Source organism: Rhizobium sp. BK619, assembly GCF_014195245.1.
GTDB lineage: Bacteria > Pseudomonadota > Alphaproteobacteria > Rhizobiales > Rhizobiaceae > Rhizobium > Rhizobium acidisoli.
Map to the genome: position 1 here is coordinate 1 of NZ_JACIBH010000008.1, position 20,315 is coordinate 20,315.

Annotated in this window: 15 protein-coding genes; 8 read left to right on the plus strand and 7 right to left on the minus strand. The window is 62.8% G+C overall.

Features of this window, described 5'->3' with window-relative positions; translation table 11 throughout:
* From FHX14_RS16020 to FHX14_RS16045, 6 genes are all read left to right on the plus strand, one after another.
* Window positions 1–363: cytochrome c-type biogenesis protein (locus FHX14_RS16020; RefSeq protein ID WP_184377762.1), on the plus strand; the 363-nt coding region annotated here is incomplete at its 5' end.
* A gap of 165 nt (window positions 364–528) precedes the next feature.
* Window positions 529–2,112: a Do family serine endopeptidase gene (locus tag FHX14_RS16025; protein WP_184377763.1), complete on the plus strand. Its 1,584-nt coding sequence runs from the start codon at window positions 529–531 to the stop codon at window positions 2,110–2,112.
* Window positions 2,113–2,189: 77 nt separating this feature from the next.
* Window positions 2,190–2,936, plus strand: a complete 747-nt coding sequence (locus FHX14_RS16030) for a response regulator transcription factor (protein WP_003569343.1) — start codon at window positions 2,190–2,192, stop codon at window positions 2,934–2,936.
* Window positions 2,933–4,342: a HAMP domain-containing sensor histidine kinase gene (locus FHX14_RS16035; protein ID WP_012557069.1), complete on the plus strand. Its 1,410-nt coding sequence runs from the start codon at window positions 2,933–2,935 to the stop codon at window positions 4,340–4,342. The genes FHX14_RS16030 and FHX14_RS16035 overlap by 4 nt, the downstream gene beginning before the upstream one ends.
* A gap of 135 nt (window positions 4,343–4,477) precedes the next feature.
* Complete coding sequence (locus tag FHX14_RS16040; RefSeq protein WP_184377764.1) at window positions 4,478–7,435, plus strand: bifunctional [glutamine synthetase] adenylyltransferase/[glutamine synthetase]-adenylyl-L-tyrosine phosphorylase; 2,958 nt, start codon at window positions 4,478–4,480, stop codon at window positions 7,433–7,435.
* 88 nt (window positions 7,436–7,523) lie between these two features.
* A complete protein-coding gene (locus FHX14_RS16045; protein WP_184377765.1) occupies window positions 7,524–8,492 on the plus strand; it encodes a helix-turn-helix transcriptional regulator in 969 nt (322 codons plus the stop codon).
* 6 nt (window positions 8,493–8,498) lie between these two features.
* Here FHX14_RS16045 and FHX14_RS16050 read toward each other — a convergent pair whose 3' ends face one another.
* The 3 genes from FHX14_RS16050 to FHX14_RS33385 form a co-directional block, all read right to left on the minus strand.
* Window positions 8,499–10,808: an ATP-binding protein gene (locus FHX14_RS16050; protein ID WP_184377766.1), complete on the minus strand. Its 2,310-nt coding sequence runs from the start codon at window positions 10,806–10,808 to the stop codon at window positions 8,499–8,501.
* Window positions 10,809–10,999: 191 nt separating this feature from the next.
* Window positions 11,000–13,648 carry an aminopeptidase N gene (gene pepN / locus FHX14_RS16055; protein ID WP_184377767.1) on the minus strand — a complete coding sequence of 883 codons (2,649 nt, stop codon included), beginning with the start codon at window positions 13,646–13,648 and terminating at the stop codon, window positions 11,000–11,002.
* Between the two features lie 187 nt (window positions 13,649–13,835).
* A complete protein-coding gene (locus FHX14_RS33385) occupies window positions 13,836–14,942 on the minus strand; it encodes a methyl-accepting chemotaxis protein (RefSeq protein WP_184377768.1) in 1,107 nt (368 codons plus the stop codon).
* 339 nt (window positions 14,943–15,281) lie between these two features.
* Here FHX14_RS33385 and FHX14_RS16065 point away from each other — a divergent pair, with 339 nt between their 5' ends.
* On the plus strand, window positions 15,282–16,220 hold the full coding sequence (locus FHX14_RS16065) for a DMT family transporter (protein WP_184377769.1): 939 nt from the start codon (window positions 15,282–15,284) through the stop codon (window positions 16,218–16,220).
* Window positions 16,221–16,463: 243 nt separating this feature from the next.
* On the plus strand, window positions 16,464–17,336 hold the full coding sequence (locus FHX14_RS16070; protein WP_003587669.1) for a hypothetical protein: 873 nt from the start codon (window positions 16,464–16,466) through the stop codon (window positions 17,334–17,336).
* On the opposite strand, the gene FHX14_RS16075 is transcribed toward FHX14_RS16070, so the two are convergent.
* The 4 genes from FHX14_RS16075 to FHX14_RS16090 form a co-directional block, all read right to left on the minus strand.
* Window positions 17,337–17,489 carry a hypothetical protein gene (locus FHX14_RS16075; RefSeq protein WP_003587666.1) on the minus strand — a complete coding sequence of 51 codons (153 nt, stop codon included), beginning with the start codon at window positions 17,487–17,489 and terminating at the stop codon, window positions 17,337–17,339. It lies immediately after the preceding gene.
* Between the two features lie 43 nt (window positions 17,490–17,532).
* Entirely contained in the window at window positions 17,533–17,724 is a 192-nt protein-coding gene (locus FHX14_RS16080; RefSeq protein ID WP_003569328.1) for a hypothetical protein, read from the minus strand.
* Window positions 17,725–17,856: 132 nt separating this feature from the next.
* Window positions 17,857–18,762, minus strand: a complete 906-nt coding sequence (locus FHX14_RS16085; RefSeq protein WP_184377770.1) for a uracil-DNA glycosylase — start codon at window positions 18,760–18,762, stop codon at window positions 17,857–17,859.
* 68 nt (window positions 18,763–18,830) lie between these two features.
* Window positions 18,831–20,123: an Hsp70 family protein gene (locus FHX14_RS16090; RefSeq protein WP_179613426.1), complete on the minus strand. Its 1,293-nt coding sequence runs from the start codon at window positions 20,121–20,123 to the stop codon at window positions 18,831–18,833.
* Window positions 20,124–20,315 lie beyond the last annotated feature (192 nt).

Genomic DNA, 20,315 nt, shown 5'->3' on the forward strand with positions numbered 1-20,315 from the left:
CTGGAAGCGCGGGCGCGCGCCCTGTCGGCGGAGCTGCGCTGCATGGTCTGCCAGAACCAGTCGATCGACGATTCCAATGCCGATCTCGCCAAGGACCTGCGCCTGCTGGTGCGCGAGCGCATCACCGACGGCGACAGCGACGAGGCGGTGCTGAACTATATCGTCTCGCGCTACGGCGAATTCGTGCTGCTGAAGCCGCGGTTCAGCATGAAGACCGGCCTGCTCTGGGGCGCGCCGGCGCTGCTGGTGCTCGCCGGCGGGCTCTCATTGCTGGTCTTTGCCCGCAGGCGGTCAGGCAAGCCGACGGGCAGCAAGCTGACGGCGGATGAACAGGCGAAGTTGAGCGAGCTTCTGGAAAAGTAGCGGTCCGCCGGCGGCAATCGCCAGCCCGCGACCAAACATTTTCATACATTACCAATTTTTCATTGGCCGGACAGTTCGCAGTAAGGTGCGCCATCCTATATCTTGATGCATCGACTGATCCGGCGCTGCCGGGCTGAAGATTTAAGAACAAGAGAAGGTGCTCCAATGCTCAAGAATTTCAACGGACGTCCGTCCCTCGCCACTGTGCTCAAGGCTTCTACCGTCGCCGGTATCGCAGCCGCTGTGCTTGCAACCGGCGTTCCGCTCGAAATCACCCGGTCTTATGCCGAAGCCGTCAAGGTTCAGGCGCCTGCCGTGCCGAGCTTCGCCAATGTCGTCGACGCCGTTTCGCCGGCCGTCGTTTCCGTTCGCGTCGAGAACCGCGTTAATCCCGTCTCCGACAATGACGGCTTTTCCATCGAAGGCCGCGGCTTCGACGATCTTCCCGATGATCATCCGCTGAAGCGCTTCTTTAAGCAGTTCGGTGGCCAGGACCCAAGTGATCAGCAGGGCCATCAGCGGCGCTTCGGCCAGAACGGCCCGGGCGGCCAAAATGGCCCCGGCGGCAAGGGCCGTCTGCGTCCGGTCGCTCAAGGGTCCGGCTTCTTCATCTCCGAGGACGGCTACATCGTTACCAACAACCACGTCGTTTCCGATGGCCAGGCCTTCGTCGCCGTCATGAATGACGGCACCGAGCTCGATGCCAAGCTGATCGGCAAGGATCCGCGCACCGATCTCGCCGTGCTGAAGGTCGATGGCAAGGGCAAGAAGTTCACCTACGTCAACTGGGCCGACGACAACAATGTCCGCGTCGGCGACTGGGTCGTCGCCGTTGGCAACCCCTTCGGCCTCGGCGGCACGGTGACGGCCGGCATCGTCTCGGCCCGCGGCCGCGATATCGGCTCCGGCCCCTATGACGATTACCTGCAGGTCGATGCCGCCGTGAACCGCGGCAACTCCGGTGGCCCGACCTTCAACCTCAGCGGCGAAGTCGTCGGCATCAACACCGCGATCTTCTCGCCGTCCGGCGGCAGCGTCGGCATCGCCTTCGCCATTCCGGCCTCGACGGCCAGGGATGTCGTCGCCGATCTGATGAAGGACGGCCAGGTTTCGCGCGGCTGGCTGGGTGTCCAGATCCAGCCGGTGACCAAGGATATCGCCGAATCCATCGGCCTTTCCGAGCCGAGCGGCGCCCTCGTCGTCGCCCCGCAGGCCGGGTCGCCTGGCGATAAGGCCGGCATGAAGGCCGGCGACGTCGTTACCGCGCTGAATGGTGAAACGATCAAGGATGCGCGTGATCTCAGCCGCCGCATCGGTGCCATGCAGCCGGGCAGCAAGGTCGAGCTTTCGGTCTGGCGCGCCGGCAAGGCCCAGCCTCTGACCGTCGAACTCGGCACGCTGCCGGCCGACCAGAAGGATGCGAACGCCGATGACAACAGCCAGCTGCAGCAGCCGGAGGCACCGGCGTCCGAAAAGGCGCTTGCCGATCTCGGCCTGACGGTCGGTCCTTCCGATGACGGCAAGGGCCTGGCGATCACCGGCATCGACCCGGACTCCGATGCCGCCGACAAGGGCATCAAGGAAGGCGAGAAGATCACCTCGGTCAACAACCAGGAGGTCTCCAGCCCCGCCGATGTCGTCAAGGTGCTGAACCAGGCCAAGAAGGACGGCCGCACCCGGGCGCTCTTCCAGATCCAGTCGAGCGAAGGAAGCCGTTTCGTCGCTCTTCCGATCAACGGCCAGGGCTGATCCCTCAAGAAAAAACAGCAGCCGTGCGGATGAAAATCCGCGCGGCTGATTCTTCTGATCTTTGAAGGATGATCGCGATGAGCGCCGCCCCGCAGGAAGATGCTTTGAGCCTTGCCGAAACGCAGCCGGTGGGTAATGTCGGCCGCATGAAGATTCTCATCATCGAAGATGATCTCGAAGCCGCCGTCTACCTCACGAAAGCCTTTCGCGAGGCGGGTATCGTCGCCGATCACGCCAGCGACGGCGAGGCCGGCCTGTTCATGGGGTCGGAAAATACCTACGACGTTATCGTCATCGACCGCATGCTGCCGCGCCGGGACGGTCTCTCCGTCATCAGCGAGCTGCGCCGCAAGGCGATCCACACACCGGTTCTCATTCTCTCCGCCCTCGGCCAGGTCGATGACCGCGTCACCGGCCTGCGCGCCGGCGGCGACGACTACCTGCCGAAGCCCTATGCCTTCAGCGAATTGCTGGCGCGCGTCGAGGTGCTCGGCCGCCGCAAGGGCACGCCGGATCAGGATGTCGTCTACCGCGTCGCCGATCTCGAGCTCGATCGGCTCTCCCATGAGGTGCGCCGCGGCGGCAAGGAAATCCCGCTGCAGCCGCGCGAATTCCGCCTGCTCGAATATCTGATGAAGAATGCCGGCCAGGTGGTAACCCGCACCATGCTGCTCGAAAATGTCTGGGACTATCACTTCGATCCGCAGACCAACGTCATCGACGTCCACGTCTCGCGCCTGCGCTCGAAGATCGAGAAGGACTACAGCCAGCCGCTCCTGAAGACCATCCGGGGCGCGGGGTACATGATCAAGGACGAGGGATGAGCCGCTTCAGGGTTCTCTTCAAGTCCACCGCAGTCCGCCTTTCGGCACTCTATATCCTGCTTTTCGCCATCTGCGCCGCGACCCTCGTCTTTTATGTGACGGCGATGTCGGAACGGCTGCTGACCGGCCAGATCCGCGACGCCGTCAAGCAGGAGGTGGAGCAGGTGCAGCGCGCCTATGACACCGGCGGCATGAACCTTCTGCTGCGCACGATGGAGCGGCGCGCCCGCCAGCCGGGCGCCAATCTCTATGTCATCGCCGGTCCCTCGGGCGATATTCTCGCCGGTAACGTCGCTTCGGTGCAGCCCGGTGTCTTCGAGGAAATCGGCTGGACCTCGGCGCCCTTCATCTATCAGCGTTATACCGACAGCGGCGTTGAGCGCCGCCACAAGGCGATCGCCAATATCTTCGTGCTCGACAACGGCTTGCGGATCCTGATCGGCCGCGACCTTGGCGATCCCGAACGTTTCCGTCTCCTGGTGCGCCAGGCATTGATGGTGGCGCTGGCGATCATGGGGCTCGGCGCGATCATCATCTGGTTCGCCATTGGCCGCAATGCGCTGAAACGCATCGACCGCATGTCGGATGCCAGCAAGAAGATCATGGCAGGCGACCTGTCGCAGCGCCTGCCGGTCGGCGGCTCCGGCGATGAGTTCGACCGGCTGTCGATGTCTTTGAACACCATGCTGGAGCGCATCGAGAAGCTGAACGAGGGCCTGCGGCAGGTTTCCGACAATATCGCCCACGATCTCAAGACGCCGCTGACGCGGCTGCGCAACAAGGCGGCCGATGCGCTCGATATCGCCGATGGCGAGACGCGGCGGACTGCGCTCGAAGGCATTATTTCCGAATCGGACCAACTGATCCGCACCTTCAACGCGTTGCTGATGATCTCCCGCGTCGAGGCCGGATCGGTGGCGGCCGAGATGTCGCCGGTGGAGCTTTCGGCGATCGTCTCCGACAGCGCCGAGCTTTACGAGCCGGCGGCCGAGGAAGCCGGGCTCGACCTCAGCGCCAGCGTCGAACCCGGCGTCGAGGTCCAGGGTAATCGCGAACTGATCGGCCAGGCGATCTTCAACCTGCTCGACAATGCCATCAAATATTCCGCCGATACCGAAGGCGCCGGCACGGTGTCGCTGAAGCTTGCCCGCCGCCCGGACGGCATCTGCCTTTCGGTCGCCGACCATGGCCCGGGTGTCCCGGCCGAACGGCGCGACGACGTGGTGAAGCGCTTCGTTCGCCTTGATGAAAGCCGCTCGAAGCCCGGCACCGGGCTCGGCCTTTCGCTGGTGGAAGCCGTCATGGAGCTGCACAATGGCCGGCTGGAGCTCTCGGACACCGATCCCGACAAGCCCGAACAGCGCGGCTTGACCGTCAGCATGATCTTCCCGGCCAAGGCGGCGTGATCTTTTCCGCCGAAATCCGATGGGCTGAATCGCGTATTGGCGGTTTGGCGCCAAGACCCTAGTTTAATCCCGACCGAAGGAGAGAGTTCGCGATTCGACGTGGTCGCTCCTTCCGCCGAAAGCCAGGGAGAGCGCATGCTGACGAAATCGACGCATGGCCTGAAGGATGTGGCCGAAGGGCTGCTGCGTCCGCTGAGCCAGACGGAGCTGAAGCTGGCGCTGGCCGACCTCCAGGAGGCCGGCAGACAAGAGCCGTCGGTGGCTGCGATGCTGAAGACGGAAGGTCCGCTTCGCGATTTCATTGCCGCTGCACTGACGCTGTCGCCCTATCTGCGTGAAATCGCCAATCTTGATCCCGCCGTCCTCGCCGGCGCCATCACAGAGCCGCTGGAACCGCAGATCGAGGCGCTGGTCGCCGAGGCGCGCGATTGCTGGCGGCCGGACGGCGAGGGCGTCGCACCGACGGAATCGGCGGTCATGACCAGGCTCCGTATCATCAAGCGCAAGGTCGCCTTCCTTGTCGCGCTCGCCGATCTCTCGCGCATTTTCGACGGGCGGGCAACGACGGCCTGGCTGAGCGAGCTTGCCGAGGCTTCGGTCGCCGCCGCTATCGACCATTTGCTGCTGGCTGCCCATGAGGGCGGAAAGCTGCGGCTGCGGGATCCGGCGTCGCCTAGCGACGGCTCCGGGCTGATCGTGCTCGGCATGGGCAAACTCGGAGCCCGCGAGCTTAACTATTCCTCCGATATCGATCTCGTCGTCTTCTTCGACGAAGAGGCGGGCATCGTGCCCGATCCGGATGACGCGATCGAGATCTTTCCCCGGATGATGCGGCGGCTGGTGCGCATCCTGCAGGAGCGCACGGCCGACGGCTATGTCTTCCGCACCGATCTCAGATTGCGCCCCGATCCCGGCTCGACGCCGTTGGCGATCCCGGTCGAGGCGGCGATGATCTATTATGAGGGCAGGGGCCAGAACTGGGAGCGGGCAGCCTTCATCAAGGCACGCGCCGTTGCCGGCGACCTTGCGGCGGGCGGCGATTTCCTGCGCGGGCTTTCCCCTTTCGTCTTCCGCAAATATCTCGATTATGCGGCAATCGCCGACATCCATTCGATCAAAAGGCAGATCCACGCGCATAAGGGCCACGGCGCCATCGCGGTCAAGGGCCACAACGTCAAGCTCGGCCGCGGCGGCATCCGCGAGATCGAATTCTTCGTCCAGACCCAGCAGCTGATCGCCGGCGGCCGCATGCCGGCATTGCGCGGCCGGGCGACGGAAGAGACGCTCGGCGAACTCACCAAGGCGAAATGGATCGACGCCGAGACCCGGGACGAATTGACGGAGGCCTACTGGTTCCTGCGCGATGTCGAACATCGCATCCAGATGGTGCGCGACGAGCAGACCCATTTGCTGCCGGAGACCGATGCCGACCTGAAGCGCATCGCCTTCATGATGGGCTTTACCGACACGCCGAGCTTTGCCGAACGGCTGGTCGGCGTGCTGAAGACGGTCGAGCGGCGCTACGCCCACCTGTTCGAACAGGAGAGCAAGCTTTCCACCGGCACCGGAAACCTCGTCTTCACCGGCCAGGGCGACGATCCGGATACGCTGGAAACGCTGAAGAAGCTCGGTTTCACCAGGCCATCCGACATTTCCCGCATCATCCGCACCTGGCACTATGGCCGCTATCGCGCGACACAATCGGTCGAGGCGCGCGAAAGGCTGACGGAGCTGGCGCCGGAGCTTTTGCGGGTTTTCGGCGAAAGCAAGCGCGCCGACGAGGCGCTGCTGCGTTTCGACAGCTTCATCTCCGGCCTTCCCTCCGGCATCCAGCTCTTCTCGCTGCTCGGCAGCAACCCGGCGCTCCTGTCGCTGATCGTCAACATCATGTCCTCGGCGCCTCGTCTTGCCGAGGTGATCGCCGCAAGGCCCCACGTCTTCGACGGCATGCTCGATCCCGGCCTGATGGCGGAGCTGCCGACCCGCGATTATCTCGGCGAGCGGCTGAAGAGCTCGCTTGCCCAGGCGCGCCACTATGAGGAGGTGCTCGATCGGTTGCGCATCTTCGCCGCCGAGCAGCGCTTCCTGATCGGTATCCGCCTGTTGACCGGTGCGATCAACGGCCAGATGGCCGCCCGCGCCTTCACCCATCTCGCCGATCTCATCATCGCCGCCGCACTCGAGGCCGTCGTCAGCGAGATGCGGGCCGCGCATGGCGATTATCCCGGCGGGCGTATCGCCGTCGCCGGCATGGGCAAGCTCGGCAGTTTCGAGCTGACGGCAGGGTCCGACATCGATCTGATCCTGCTCTATGATTATGACGATGCGGCTTCCGAATCCGATGGAGCAAAGCCGCTCGACGCGACGCGCTACTTCACCCGCATCACCCAGAGGCTGATCGCCGCCCTGTCGGCGCCGACCGCCGAAGGCGTGCTCTACGAGGTCGACATGCGGCTGCGCCCCTCCGGCAACAAGGGGCCGGTCGCCACCCGCATCAATGCCTTCGGCAAATACCAGCGCCAGGAGGCATGGACCTGGGAGCATATGGCGCTGAGCCGCGCCCGGCTGATTTCAGGCGATGACAGCCTCATCGCGGAGGCGGAGCACATCATCCGCGAGGTGCTGACGTCGGATCGCGACATTGCCAAGGTGGCGCATGACGTCGCCGAGATGCGCGAACTGATTGACACGGAAAAGCCGCCATCGGCCCCCTGGGATCTGAAGCTGATCCCCGGTGGCGTCATCGACCTCGAATTCATCGCCCAGTACCTGGCGCTGATCGCCCCCACCAAGGGCGTCGGCACTGCCGTCAACGGGCTGAGCACCGGCGAGGCGCTGAAGGTTCTTGGCGACAGGCTGATCACCACGGCCGATCTCGACACATGCCTCGAGGCCTTCGCCCTTTATACCAGCCTGTCGCAGTTGATCCGCCTCTGCATCGACGGCCTGTTCGATCCGAACGACGCCCCGGCCGGGCTCGTCGAACTCGTCTGCCGCGCCGGCGATTGCCCCGATATCAGGACGCTCGAAGGCGAGGTGAAACGGCTTTCGAAGGCGGTCAGAAAAATATTCCTGAATGTCGTGAAGGTCTGACGGGGGCCGACTATCGGTACTCGCAAGTTCCCATTAAGATCCGGAGGCATTCAGCGACCCAAAAGGGGTCCATATCCAACGAGGCAGAATGAAACCCGTTACCTTCTCCATGCCGGCTATCGCGATGACAACAAGCGATGTCTCCCAATGTCTCTCAACTGAAAAGACGGTCAATTCCTTTCGCCCGATCAGCAAGGATTTGCTGGGTGACTTTTCCTTCAGCGCACAGGCGCTGGGTGAATTCGTCGGATGGGCAGGCTCAAGCTCTGTTCATCGATCGCTGCAGGTCGGTCTGGAAATCGATGACTATCTCTTCTTTACCGACCATGGGAACGGCCATTCCATCGCGACGGGGAGTATCAGTTTCGATGTCGGTCATTCCCGCGGCCTGCTGACGTCGGCCGACCGGTATTCAGGCCTGGAAATCGGGGCAGGCTCGATCGCCGAAGGCTTTTCGGTTCCGAAAGACATGGTGCACAAGGCGGTTGCCGATTCTCTGGAATGTTTCGTGCCGAGCGGATTCGAATTTTGTCCGTCGTTTGACCTGGCGACGGGACCGGCCGTGCAATTGATGAACCTGATGCGGTTCTTCCGGACGGAAATCTGCGGGCAGCTTGTCGTCTCTCCGATCGCGCTGGCCGGCTTTCAGGAGATGTTCTGCTCGCTAATGGCCCAGAACATGCAGCATTCGCTCTCGCAAAAGCTGGTGTCGGCTCGGGTGAACTCCATCACCCCCGGTCAGTTGAGACGAGCGATGGAATTTGCAAGGGCAAACGCGGCGTTGCCGATCACCATCGCCGACATGGCCTCAGTGGCCGGTGTCAGCGTACGGACACTGCAAGCCAATTTTCGCAGCTTTCTGAACACGACGCCGACGTCTTTCCTCCGCCAGCTCCGCTTCGAAGGCGCGCGCCGCGACTTAATTCACGCCGCGCCGACAGCGACCGTGACGAACATTGCGCGGCAGTGGGGATTTGTCCACATGGGGCGGTTCTCCGCCGAATACCGGTCGCATTTCGGTGTCTCGCCGTCTGCCGATTTGGGCCGACGCAGCTAGCAACGTCTAAACATCGTCCGGAATGCGCAGCGAGATCACCGTGCCCACGGCTTCGCGGGAGCGGATCTTCATGCGGCCGCCATGCAGCGCGGTGAGCGAGCGGGAGATGGCCAGCCCGAGGCCGGAGCCGCCCTTGCTCTTGGCATATTGGCTCTGCACCTGTTCGAAGGGCTGGCCGATCTTCAATAGCGCCGAGCGGGGAATGCCGATGCCGGTGTCGGCGATGGTGACGAGGACGGCGCCGTCGATGCGGCGTGTGCGCACCGCGATGCGGCCGCCATTGTCGGTGAACTTTACCGCATTGGAGAGCAGGTTGAGAAGCACCTGCTTCATCGCCCGGCGGTCGGCCGTCAGCGTCAGGCCGGAGGAGATGCGCTGGTCGATGACGATGTTCTTCTCGGCAGCCGGAATGGCAGTGAAGCGCAGGCTCTCCTCGATCAGCGGCACCAGATCGATGCGCTCGCAATGAAGCCTGAGATGGCCGGCTTCGATCTTCGACATATCGAGAATGTCGTTGATGACGTTGAGCAGATGTTTGCCGCTGTCATGGATGTCGCGGGCATATTCGTCGTATTTCAGCGAGCCGAGCGGTCCGAACATCTGGTTCTGCAGGATTTCGGAAAAGCCGAGGATGGCGTTGAGCGGCGTGCGCAGCTCGTGCGACATATTGGCGAGGAATTCCGATTTCGCCTTGTTGGCGGCCTCGGCGCGCTCCTTTTCCGCCTGGTAGTTGGCATTCGCGGTCGAGAGCTCGGATTTCTGGATCTCCAGCGTCTGGCGCGAGGCCGAGAGATCGCCGATCGTCGCCATCAGCCGGCGTTCAGATTCACGCAGCCGCTCCTGGTGGCGCTTCATCAGGGTGATGTCGGTTCCCACAGAGACCCTGCCGCCGTCGCGGGTGCGCCGCTCGTTGATCTGCAGCCAGCGCTCGTCGGCAAGCTGCACCTCGGTCGTGCGCGAATAGCCGGGGCCGTCGGCATCGGCGATCCGCCGCTCGATGACGGGGCGGGCAGCGGCGGCATTGACGATCGAGCGCTCGGTGCCGGGCACCAGCACGCTGTCCGGCAAGCCGTAAGCTTGCTGGAAATGGGTGTTGCACATGACCAGCCGATCGTTCTTGTCCCAGAGCACGAAGGCTTCCGAGGTGCATTCGATGGCGTCGGCAAGGCGCTGGTCGGCTTCGGCGTAGCGCTGGGCAAGCCGATGCTGTTCGGTCACGTCCATGGCGATGCCGATCAGGTGCACGCGGCCGGAATTGCTGCGGATCACCTGGGCGCGGGCACGCATCCAGACATAGTGGCCGCCGGCATGGCGCATGCGGAAGATCTGATCGACCTGGCCGGAATGGCCCTTGGCGATGGCGCGGGCGATCTCGTAAAGCCCACCGTCATCGGGATGCATCAGCCGCGCGGCCTCGCCGAAGCCCATCGTCTTGTCGGAGCCCGGCAGGCCGAGCATGTCGTACATCGAGCGCGACCAGAAGAATTCGCGGTTGTCGAAATCGAAGTCCCACAGGCCGCAGCGGCCGCGCGACAGCGCCGTCTCGACGCGCAGGTTCGATTCCAGGAAGATGTCGTCGGCATCTCGGGCGCGCTTCACCTGCGTGTAGTAGGCATAGAGGATGACCAGCAGGATCGAGGAGATGCCGGCAAACAGTGTGACGTTCAGGGCGAGCTGCTCGCGCCAGAGGCGGCTGATCTCGTCGAGCGAGGTGGCGGCGACGATATAACCGCCGGCATTGCCCATCAGCGTGATCTCGGCATAGTGCGGCACGCCGCCGATCGTCGTTTCGATGACGCCGGCGCGATCGCCGAAACGCCGGATCGCCGAGACTTCGGGAAAGAAATCGCCGACATTGCTGCCGACATGCGAAAGCCCGGCGGTCGTTGCGGCAAAAACCTTGCCGCTTGCCTGGACGAGCAGCACGAAGGCGCCGCTGTCGAGCCGGTCCTGCGGCAGGAACCTGGCGAGCCGTGCCTGCGCTTCTGCGATATCGCCGCTGTCGAAAATCTCGGATGTATCGGCAAACACCGCGGAGGCGGTCGCGGCCGAAAGCGCGGTGGCGTGGCGGGCAGAGGCTTCCAGGCGGGAGTATTCGCTGACCATGCCGAAGAAATGCGAGGCGGCGACGACGAAGAGGAAGGCGACGATCAGCGCCGGAATGGCGCGCTTCAACAGCAGTTCCGCCTTCGGCAGATGACGGAGAAGTGGTTCCGATGTCGCATGACCGGAAAGGCTGTCTCGCCAGGCTTTCAACCCGTCAAAATCGACACGCAGCCGTCCTCCGGCCACGGTTGCCCGCCGCACGTCCATCATCTCTTCGCCTTGTCCCTCGTGTGATTCGCGCGCCGCTCGCTCGAACCTGACCTAGAGAATCATGGGTGATTCGCCTTGTCCAGAGGCAAAGGTAAAAATCCGTTAACTATATATAAATTCGTGTTTTTCGGGCAATTCGATTTGCTCGGCAACCGGCCGCCGAATTTTTCGCGGCGGCCGGCCGAAGCAAATTACCCCTTCAGCGTGCGCTCGACGATATCGCGCACGTCTGTGGAAAGAGCGGCAGCCTGCTCGATCTCGTTCAGCGCCGCGCGGGCGTGATCGGCCCGCCCCGGTTCGAGCGAGCGCCAGGAGCGCATCGAAGTCAGAATGCGGGCGGCTAGCTGCGGATTGCGCTCGTCGATATCGAGAATCTGACGGGCGAGGAAGCGATAGCCTTCGCCGTCGGCGCGGCCGAAGCCGGTCGGATTGGCAAAGGCGAAAGTACCGACCAGCGACCGCATCCGGTTCGGATTGGTCCGCTTGAACAGCGGATCGTCCATCAGGGTGCGGACCCGCTCCAGGGCTTTTGCGCCGGGAATGCCGGCCTGGATAGCAAACCATTTGTCGATGACGAGCGCATTCTCCGCAAAGCGCTGACGGAAGGCGGTAAGCGCCTCGGCGGTCTCGGCGCTGTCGGGGAAACGATGGGCGAGGATCGTCAGCGCATGGCTGAGATCGGTCATGTTGTTGGCCGCATCGAAGGCGGCCCTGGCGCGGGCCGGCGTCTGCTCGGCATATGAGAGATAGGTCAGCGCCGTATTGCGCAGCGCTCTCAGACCGGCGCTTTTGGCATCCGGGCTGAAATCGCCCGATGTCGTCGTCGCGGCGTAGAGGCTGGCAAAAACATCCTTTCCGGCCTCGGCGACCTGTTTCAGGATCGCCTGCCGGCCGGCATGAATGGCATCGGGATCGTTATTGCCGCCGAGTTCGCGGGCGATGTCGGATTCGCTCGGCAGCGCCAGCGCCTGGGCGCGGAAGGCGGGCTCGAGGCTGTCATCGGCGGCGGCGGCAATCAGCGTCTCGACGAAGGTCGCCTCGCAGACGACAGGCTTGCCCTCTCGGGCGTCGCGTGCGGCTTTCAGGAGGTTCGGCAGCGCCAGATCGGTCAGCGCCTGCCAGCGGGCGAAATGATCCGTCTCATGGCGGGCGAGATGGGCGAGATCGGCCGGGCTCTGATCGAAATGCAGATTGATCGGCGCCGAGAAGCTGCGGTTGATCGACACGACCGGCCGCGAGCCGATGCCATGGAACACCGCCGTCTGCGTGCGGCCGGTGAGATGCAGCACCTCGCCGGCATATTCGGCGCCGTCGACCGAGCTCGGCTCGAGCTTGCCGCCGTTTTCGCCGAAGAGCGCCAGGCTGAGCGGAATATGCATCGCTTCCTTGCTCGACTGGCCGGGCGTCGCCGGGATCATCTGTTCGAGCGACAGGGTGAAGGTGGCCGCCGCGGCATCATAGCTACCCGATGCGGTGACCAGCGGCGTGCCGGCCTGATGGTACCAGAGCGAGAATTGCGTGAGGTCGCGTCCGCTCGCATCCTCGAAGCATTTGACAAAATCTTCGATCGTCACCGCCTGGCCGTCATGGCGGTCGAAATAGAGGTCCATGCCCTTCTTGAAGTCGTCCTTGCCGAGCAGCGTCGCGATCATCCGCGTCACTTCGCTGCCCTTCTCGTAGACGGTCCTCGTGTAGAAATTGTTGATCTCACGATAGGTCGTCGGCCGCACCGGATGGGCGAGAGGGCCTCCATCTTCCGGGAATTGCTCGGATTTCAGATGGCGCACATCGGCGATGCGCTTGACCGGGCGCGAGCGCTGGTCGGAGGAGAATTCCTGATCGCGATAGACCGTCAGCCCTTCCTTGAGGCAGAGCTGGAACCAGTCGCGGCAGGTGATGCGGTTGCCGGTCCAATTGTGGAAATATTCATGCGCGATGACCGCTTCGATATTGGCGTAGTCGGCATCGGTCGCGGTCTCGGGATCGGCAAGGACGTATCTGTCGTTGAAGACGTTGAGCCCCTTGTTCTCCATCGCGCCCATGTTGAAGTCGGAGACGGCGACGATCATGAAGATGTCGAGGTCGTATTCGCGTCCGAACCTCTCTTCGTCCCATGCCATCGAGCGCTTCAGCGCGTCCATGGCATAGGCTGCGCGCGGCTCCTTGCCGTGCTCGACATAGATCTTCAGCACCACCTCGCGGCCGGTCATCGTGGTGAACGTGTCTTCGACGACGCCGAGATCGCCGGCAACGAGTGCGAAGAGATAGCTCGGCTTCGGATGCGGGTCGAACCAGGCGGCGAAATGCTTGCCGGGGCCGTAGCCGGCGCCGCCGAGGAAGTTGCCGTTCGAGAGGAGCAGCGGGTTGGCGTCCTTGTCGGCGATGATATTGACCGTGAACGGTGCAAGCACGTCGGGCCGGTCAGGGAAATAGGTGATGCGACGGAAGCCTTCCGCCTCGCATTGCGTGCAGTAGATGCCGCCGGTGCGGTAAAGGCCCATCAGCTGGGTGTTGGCCTCGGGGTTGATCACCGTCGTGATCGTCAGCTCGAAGGGCGCGCTTTCCGGCAGGTCGCGCACCGTCAGGCTTTCCGCTGTTGCGTCATAACGCGAAGGGTCGAGCTCCACCTGGTCGAAGAGCAGCCCCGACAGCGTCAACTCGTCGCCGTCGAGCACGATCGGCGCTGCCGGATCGGCGCCCGGGCGGCGATGAAAGATCAGGCGTGCCTCGACCTTTGTCTCCGTCGGGTCAAGCTCGAAGGTCAGGTCCACGCGTTCCAGCACAAAGTCGGTGGGACGGTAATCTGCCAGATGAATGACCTGGCCGGTATCTGTTCGCATGGTGTTTCCTGAAGACCGTTATTTGACAACCGCGGAATACAGAGGCGGGCGCACTCTGCCATAAATTTGCCGGGCATGATTACATTAAAGTCTGAACTAAAGTTAAAGCAAATTGCCCGCGAACACCAAGTTCGCGGGCAAAATATCCTGTTTGGGGCGGATGAGCGCCGCTGCCGGCGAGATGGCGCTATTTCAGATTGAGCGCTGCCTTGATCGTCGCGTCATTTTCCGTCCGCTGGACGACGACGCCGTACCAGCCGAGCCCGTCATAATCCTCGTAGCCGAGGGTGCGCGCGAAGGCGACGATCGAGCCGCTATTGTCGTAATAGCTGCCCTTGGCCCGGCCGGACGGATTGGCGAGGGCGAAATGGGAAAACAGCAGGGCGGGATTGGTGCTGGCGATGACCCGGCTCTTGCCGTCGAGCAGCATGACCGTCGTTTTCTCCGCCAGCTGCGGCGGCAGGTTCGCCTCTTTCTCGACGATCGCCTGGCCCTGGTTCTGCCAGTCGAAATAGACGCCGAGCGTGCCGATCAGCCGTCCGTCGATCTTGCCGCCTTCGCGGATGCCGGTGGCATAGACGAGCGCATGCCTGTTGTCGTGGAGCGGGCTGGCTTTGACCTCGTCGACACAATACGCGTCACCCGAGGAGCAGGCCGACGCCGCGCGGAACCACGGATCGCCGGCAAGGCTTGCCCCGGCGATCTTGCGCTGGAACTTGGGATTGGCGGAGGCGATCACCTTGCCCGAGAGATCAGTCACGACGAGATCGAGATAAACGGTATAGAAGCGGTTGATGGCGCCGAGACGCTCCGCCGCAAAGGCGACGGTGTCCCGATCGGGTTTCTCAAGCGCCTGCCAGAGTGCCGGGTCTGTCGCCCACCAGCGCACATCGGCGGTGCGTTCGAAAAGGTTACGGACGATGAGCTGCACCAGCGTTTGCGCCAGGTCGGTGAGGCGGACGCCCTCCATCTCCTCGACCAGGCAATCTGCCATGGCGCGGCTGAGGCCGATCCGGCCGAGCACATTGCTCTCGAACCTGCCGGTGATGTCGGTTGCGATCTGCGCCAGCCGCTGCACCTCATTGGCAACGACCGCAAAACCCTTTCCGGTCTCGCCGGCTCTTGCCGCTTCGATCAGCGCATTGATGGCGAGCAGCTTGATCTGCTTGACGATATTGGTGTTGTCGGCGCTGAAGCGCTCGAGGTCGGTGCTGATGCCGTCAGTGACGACGCGCATCGAACGCGGTGTCGCATTCTGCGACTGGGCAATGGTTTCGGCGCTGAGCGGCTTCATCAAATGATCCTGGAAGAGCGGGCAATCGTCTGGGGGCGAAGAAATTTCGAAATCAGCAAAAACGATGCGTGCCTATGGTTTTCAATTGGTTAACGCCGAGCGCTCGGGGGTAAACATTTCGGGGTGAATGGCTGAAGAGAGCGAAAAATTCGACGCGAACGCGCGCATTGCCGCATCGTCGCGCCTGCGGCGGAAAGCAATTTTGTGATTCTTCCGCGCTGCTTGCGATTTTTCGCCAATCGGGATTTTCTTTCGCTACGATGGAAGACGTCACCCCCAGCGTTCCCGAGTCGAACGCGTCTTCCCGTTCCTGTTAAGTCGGTATCAAGAGCCAGGACCATGCACGCGGTTCTCAAAAACCCGATGAGAGGCATTGCGCTGAAAGTCTCGTCGGTCGTGGTCTTCCTGGCGATGCAGACCTTTATCAAGCTGGCGGGCTCGGACATCCCGCCGGGTCAGGTCACTTTCTGCAGGTCCTTTTTCGCGCTCTTCCCGATCATCGCCTATCTCGCCTATATCGGCCAGCTGCGCGCCGCGTTCTACACCGCCAATCCGGTCGGCCACCTCAAGCGCGGCACGATCGGCATCATGTCGATGGCTTTCGGTTTCTACGGCCTCCTGCATCTGCCGCTGCCGGAGGCGATCGCGCTCGGCTATGCGCTGCCGCTCGTCGCCGTTATCTTCGCCGCGGTTTTTCTCGGCGAGACCGTGCGCATCTATCGCTGGAGCGCCGTCCTGGTCGGCATCGTCGGCGTCGCCATCGTCTCCTGGCCGAAGCTGACGCTGTTCCGCGATGGCGGCATGGAAGCCGAACAGGCCATCGGCGCACTCGCAGTGCTCATCTCGGCCGTTCTCGGCGGCATGGCGATGATCCAGGTGCGCCGGCTCGTCGAGGAGGAGAAGACGGCGACGATCGTTCTCTATTTCTCGCTCACCGCTTCGGTCTTCTCGTTGGCCTCCCTGCCGTTCGGCTGGCTCGTCCTGCCATGGCCGTCGGCGCTCTATCTGATCGCGGCCGGCTTTTGCGGCGGCGTCGCGCAGATCCTGCTGACCGAAAGCTACCGCCATGCCGATGTCTCCACCATCGCGCCGTTCGAATATACCTCGATCCTGCTCGGCGGCATCGTCGCCTATTTTGTCTTCGGCGACGTGCCGAGTGTGAGCATGCTGATCGGCACGCTGATCGTCGTCTCCGCCGGCATCTTCATCATCTATCGCGAGCACCAGCTGGGTATCGAGCAGCGGGAGGCGCGCAAAGCCACGACGCCGCCGGCCTGAGGCCGCAAGCTGATGATATGAAAGGGTTTAATGCGAGGATTGCCGCAGCTTGAAATTGCGCGCGGTGAGCGAAAAGAATGGTGAATTCTTGGGATATCGCTGTTTCCCGGAATATGTTTGTTGAAGATGAGAGAGTATCATTTATTCGAAGCTGTGCATGTCTGAATGGCCGCTGATGCCGGAAGAGCGCTCGGTGTCGTTGCTCCGATCGTCGGCCGGCGAGGGGAGGTGGAGAAAAGCGTAATGGCATTCACGGCGGAGCAATTGGCGGGGAACTGTTCCTTTCTGCTGAGCATCCGCTTTTTGGCTGGGCAGATGCGCGGTATGTTCGATGCCGGCCCGCGTTTGGCGCGATTGCTCGCGTCGCATCAGCGCTGGCTTCTGACCCAGACTGCTTATGCCCTCAATCTGGAATATGATCCGCGCGACCCGACCTCGGGTTTTACCGCTGTTCGGCTGACCGGACGCATCACCGCGCATAAGGTGGCGAGCCGCAACACCGTGCTCGCCTTCATCGAAGAGCTTTATACCTACCGCTTCATTGTCCACACACCCGGCGACGAGCGGCGGCGGCCACGTCATTTCGAGCCGGCCGACGTCAGCCATCAGGCGATGTTTGCCTGGATTCATTCCAATCTCGGCGCGCTCGATCTGCTTGATGGCGGTCAGAGGGCAGCGTTTTTCCAGGCGAACCCATCCTTGATGCGGCTGGTTCAGCCGCGCATTGCCCGCCATTGCCTCGAAGATGCCGCCTGGCGCGAGCCGCCGGAACAGGTGGCGCTGTTCCTCTGGACGGAAGCCGGCGGCCTCGTCGTCGACAACTTCATCGCCCGCATGGATATAGAAAGCAGCGAAGCGGGAAGGTATTCCGTCGGTCGCGTCGAAACCCGTGCGCTTGCGGCCGACTTCATGATGTCGCGCACCCATCTGCAGCGGCTGCTGGCAAAGGCGGCGCAGCGCGGCTGCGTCGGCTGGGATGACGAACCACGCAAGGCGCATCTCTGGATATCGCGGGATTTCGTCGAGCAATATTGCGCCTGGCAGGCGGTCAAGTTCGCCTATGTCGACGAAGCCTTCGAATGGGCGAAAGCCCAGTTCGAGGAAATGGCCGTCTGATCAGAGAACGATTGCCGCGGCACTTTGGCCATCGCTGCCGGCATCGGCCGGCTTCACCGAAAGCTCGCGTTCATACTCCCGCGCGGCGGAGACCGCGGCGCGGATATGCTCGAAGGTGTCGATATTGCGCAGAAGCGATATCAGGATCGTCATCTTGTTACTCTTTACTCTGGAAGGCAGGCGAAGCGCCTGCCGCTCAATATTGCTGGAAGTCCGAGAAAATCGCGTCGGGGCGCGCCGTGCGGCCGTTGATGCCGGTGCCGCGGGCGGTCATCTGTTCGTTCGCGGCAAAGCCGAAACGGCTGTAGCCGTGGGTGGAACGAACCTGGTCGCCGGCGAGGCGAAGGGTTTCAAACCCGCTATGGATAGGACGAAAATGCTTGTTCATGGCCTTGGTTCCTGTGGTTCCTCCCAAGACACCACCTCATATTGCGGTGCAGCATTGATTCCGCAATGCGTCACGACGGGATGCAGCCATGCGCAATGCGCATAGATCGATTCATAAATTATTCAACTTTGGCTAATTTCTAAGCAAAGAGAGGGACTTAAGCTTCGCATGAAAAGTGAGCAGGTCATTCCAGGCCAGCCGTTTGTTGACGGGCGCGGTCAGCAGATCCTGCGGATGCAGGCTGGCTATGGCAGGAATGACACAGTCCGCAGCGGCAATTTCCTTCCAGCGGCCGCGCAGGCCGTGAATCGTGTCGTTTTCGCCGAAGAAGAAGCGGGCCGAAAAATTGCCGAGCAGCAGGATGGCCTTGGGCTGGGCCAGCGCGATCTGCCGTTCGATGAAGGGCCGGCAGATATCCATTTCGGCGGCCGAGGGCGCACGATTGCCGGGTGGTCGCCAGGGGATGACCTGCGTCAGCAGAATGGCTGAACGCGTCAGCCCGATCGCCGCCAGCATCTTGTCGAACAGTTGGCCGGATTTTCCCGAAAAGGGCACACCTTCGCGATCGTCTTCGGCGCCCGGCGCCGAGCCGATCACCATGATGCCGCTCTCGGCATCACCGCTGGCAAAGATCGTCGAGCGGGCGCTGTGCTTGAGATTGCAGCCGTTGAAGGCTTCGATCGCCGTCTTGAGCTCTGCCAGCGACCGCGCGGATTCGGCGACGAAACGCGCCTGCTGCACGGCCTCGCCATCCGGGATCGCCGGTTGCGGGCCGGAAGCGGCGCGTTCGGCCGGGGCCGGGCGCGTTGCTGCAGTCGTGCGGGGCGGTGTCCGGCTTTCGCCGGGCGCGGCACGTTCCCCGGCGGCGGCAGGTTGCGGCTGCGCCTGTGTGGCCGGGCGGCGGGCCGCCTTCATCGCTTCGAACTCGGCGAAGCGGTCGATCGCCTCTTCCTCCAGCAGCCACTCCACGCCGGCATCCGCATGGAAGTGCAGAAGCGCTGCAAGCTCGGCGGGGGAAAGGTCGTTGGCGGAAATCATGCGGCAAGCTTAACGGAGAGAAATGGGCATTGAAAGGGCAGGCGGCACATTGGCCGCCCTTGCAAGCTCTATTGCACAGTCCATTGCGTGATGTCGTCGCGTTCGCCGATCAGCGCCAGACCATGGGCAATCGACAACAGCTCGCCGCCGCTTTCGATCCGGTTACGCTCGAAGCGTTCGGTGAAGATCCGCCGAACCGCCGGGACGAAGGAGGTGCCGCCGGTGAGGAACACCTTGTCGATCTCCCCGGGCTTCGTCCTGGTCTTGTCGAGCACGTCGTCGAGCGCGCCTTCGATGCGGGCGAGATCCTCGGCGATCCAGCCTTCGAAATCGCTGCGCCGGATGCTGCGATGTCCGCCGCGGCCAAGCGGCGCGAAATCGAAAGGCGCCTCCTCGGCGGCCGACAGCGCCATCTTCGTCGCCGACACCGCCTGGTAGAGCGGATAGCCCTCGTCATGGTCGATGAGGTCGATGAAGATTTCGAGCTTTTCCGGTTCCAGGCTGGTGCGCACCAGCTTCTTCAGATCCTCGAATTCGCGCGTCGTCTTGAAGATCGACAGCTGGTTCCAGCGGCCGAAGCTGGAATAGTAGTTGGACGGGACTTCAAGGATCTTGTCGAAGCTTTTGAAATGGCTGCCCTTGCCGATCTGCGGCGCGACGATGTTGTCGATCATCCTGTAGTCGAAATGGTCGCCAGCGACGCCGACGCCGGAATGGCCGATCGGCGTTGCCGTCAGCTTGCCGGCGTGGGTCTCGAAGCGGATCAGCGAATAGTCGGTGGTGCCGCCGCCGAAATCGGCGACCAGCACCGTCGCGTCCTGCTTCAGGTTCTGCGCGAAATAGAAGGCGGCGGCGACCGGCTCGTAAACATAGTGGATTTCGGGAAAGCCGAAGCGCGACAGCGCCTCGTTGTAGCGCTCGGTCGCAAGATCAGGATCGGGGCTGGCGCCGGCAAAATGCACCGGCCGGCCGGCGACGATGCGGCTGACGTCGGACGGCCAGTTGTCGCCGGCGTAATTGCGCAGCCGTCTGACGAAAACCTCCATCAGATCCTCGAAATTATGCCGCTTGGCAAAGATCAGCGTGCCCTGGAACAGCGCGCTTGCCGCAAAGGTTTTGATCGACTGCAGAAAGCGGCATTCGCCGGGATTGTCGATGAACTGGCGGATCGCCGCATGGCCCGCCTCCACCTTCAGCGCCGAAGCGCCGAGTTGCGCATCCTTCATGAAGGAAAGCGCCGTGCGCATGCTGTCGGCCGTGCCTTCGGTGCTCGTGAAGGCCATCGAGCGCGTCGCCCCGCCATCCGCCATGGCAAGCACCGTATTCGTCGTGCCAAAGTCCAAACCCAGCGCCTGAGCCATGCCCGCACCTCTTCATGCCGATTGTTGTTGGAGACGGAGCGTGGCTCCGCGAAGGGACGTAAGCACGCCCCGAATTCAGGAGGGCGGGTGATGCCACAGAGGCGTGACACATTCAAGAGGATCAAAAGCTGATGTGATCGGGCGCACTTCTTCTCCCGCTCGGGGAAAAGAAGTGCGCCGCAAGGGGTGGCA

Bases quoted from the DNA above. Each gene is read 5' to 3' on its own strand.
- FHX14_RS16025 (WP_184377763.1), top strand. From the start codon at position 529: ATGCTCAAGAATTTCAACGGACGTCCGTCCCTCGCCACTGTGCTCAAG.
- FHX14_RS16030 (WP_003569343.1), top strand. From the start codon at position 2,190: ATGAGCGCCGCCCCGCAGGAAGATGCTTTGAGCCTTGCCGAAACGCAG.
- FHX14_RS16035 (WP_012557069.1), top strand. From the start codon at position 2,933: ATGAGCCGCTTCAGGGTTCTCTTCAAGTCCACCGCAGTCCGCCTTTCG.
- FHX14_RS16040 (WP_184377764.1), top strand. From the start codon at position 4,478: ATGCTGACGAAATCGACGCATGGCCTGAAGGATGTGGCCGAAGGGCTG.
- FHX14_RS16045 (WP_184377765.1), top strand. From the start codon at position 7,524: ATGAAACCCGTTACCTTCTCCATGCCGGCTATCGCGATGACAACAAGC.
- FHX14_RS16050 (WP_184377766.1), bottom strand. From the start codon at position 10,808: ATGATGGACGTGCGGCGGGCAACCGTGGCCGGAGGACGGCTGCGTGTC.
- pepN (WP_184377767.1), bottom strand. From the start codon at position 13,648: ATGCGAACAGATACCGGCCAGGTCATTCATCTGGCAGATTACCGTCCC.
- FHX14_RS33385 (WP_184377768.1), bottom strand. From the start codon at position 14,942: ATGAAGCCGCTCAGCGCCGAAACCATTGCCCAGTCGCAGAATGCGACA.
- FHX14_RS16065 (WP_184377769.1), top strand. From the start codon at position 15,282: ATGCACGCGGTTCTCAAAAACCCGATGAGAGGCATTGCGCTGAAAGTC.
- FHX14_RS16070 (WP_003587669.1), top strand. From the start codon at position 16,464: ATGGCATTCACGGCGGAGCAATTGGCGGGGAACTGTTCCTTTCTGCTG.
- FHX14_RS16075 (WP_003587666.1), bottom strand. From the start codon at position 17,489: ATGACGATCCTGATATCGCTTCTGCGCAATATCGACACCTTCGAGCAT.
- FHX14_RS16080 (WP_003569328.1), bottom strand. From the start codon at position 17,724: ATGAACAAGCATTTTCGTCCTATCCATAGCGGGTTTGAAACCCTTCGC.
- FHX14_RS16085 (WP_184377770.1), bottom strand. From the start codon at position 18,762: ATGATTTCCGCCAACGACCTTTCCCCCGCCGAGCTTGCAGCGCTTCTG.
- FHX14_RS16090 (WP_179613426.1), bottom strand. From the start codon at position 20,123: ATGGCTCAGGCGCTGGGTTTGGACTTTGGCACGACGAATACGGTGCTT.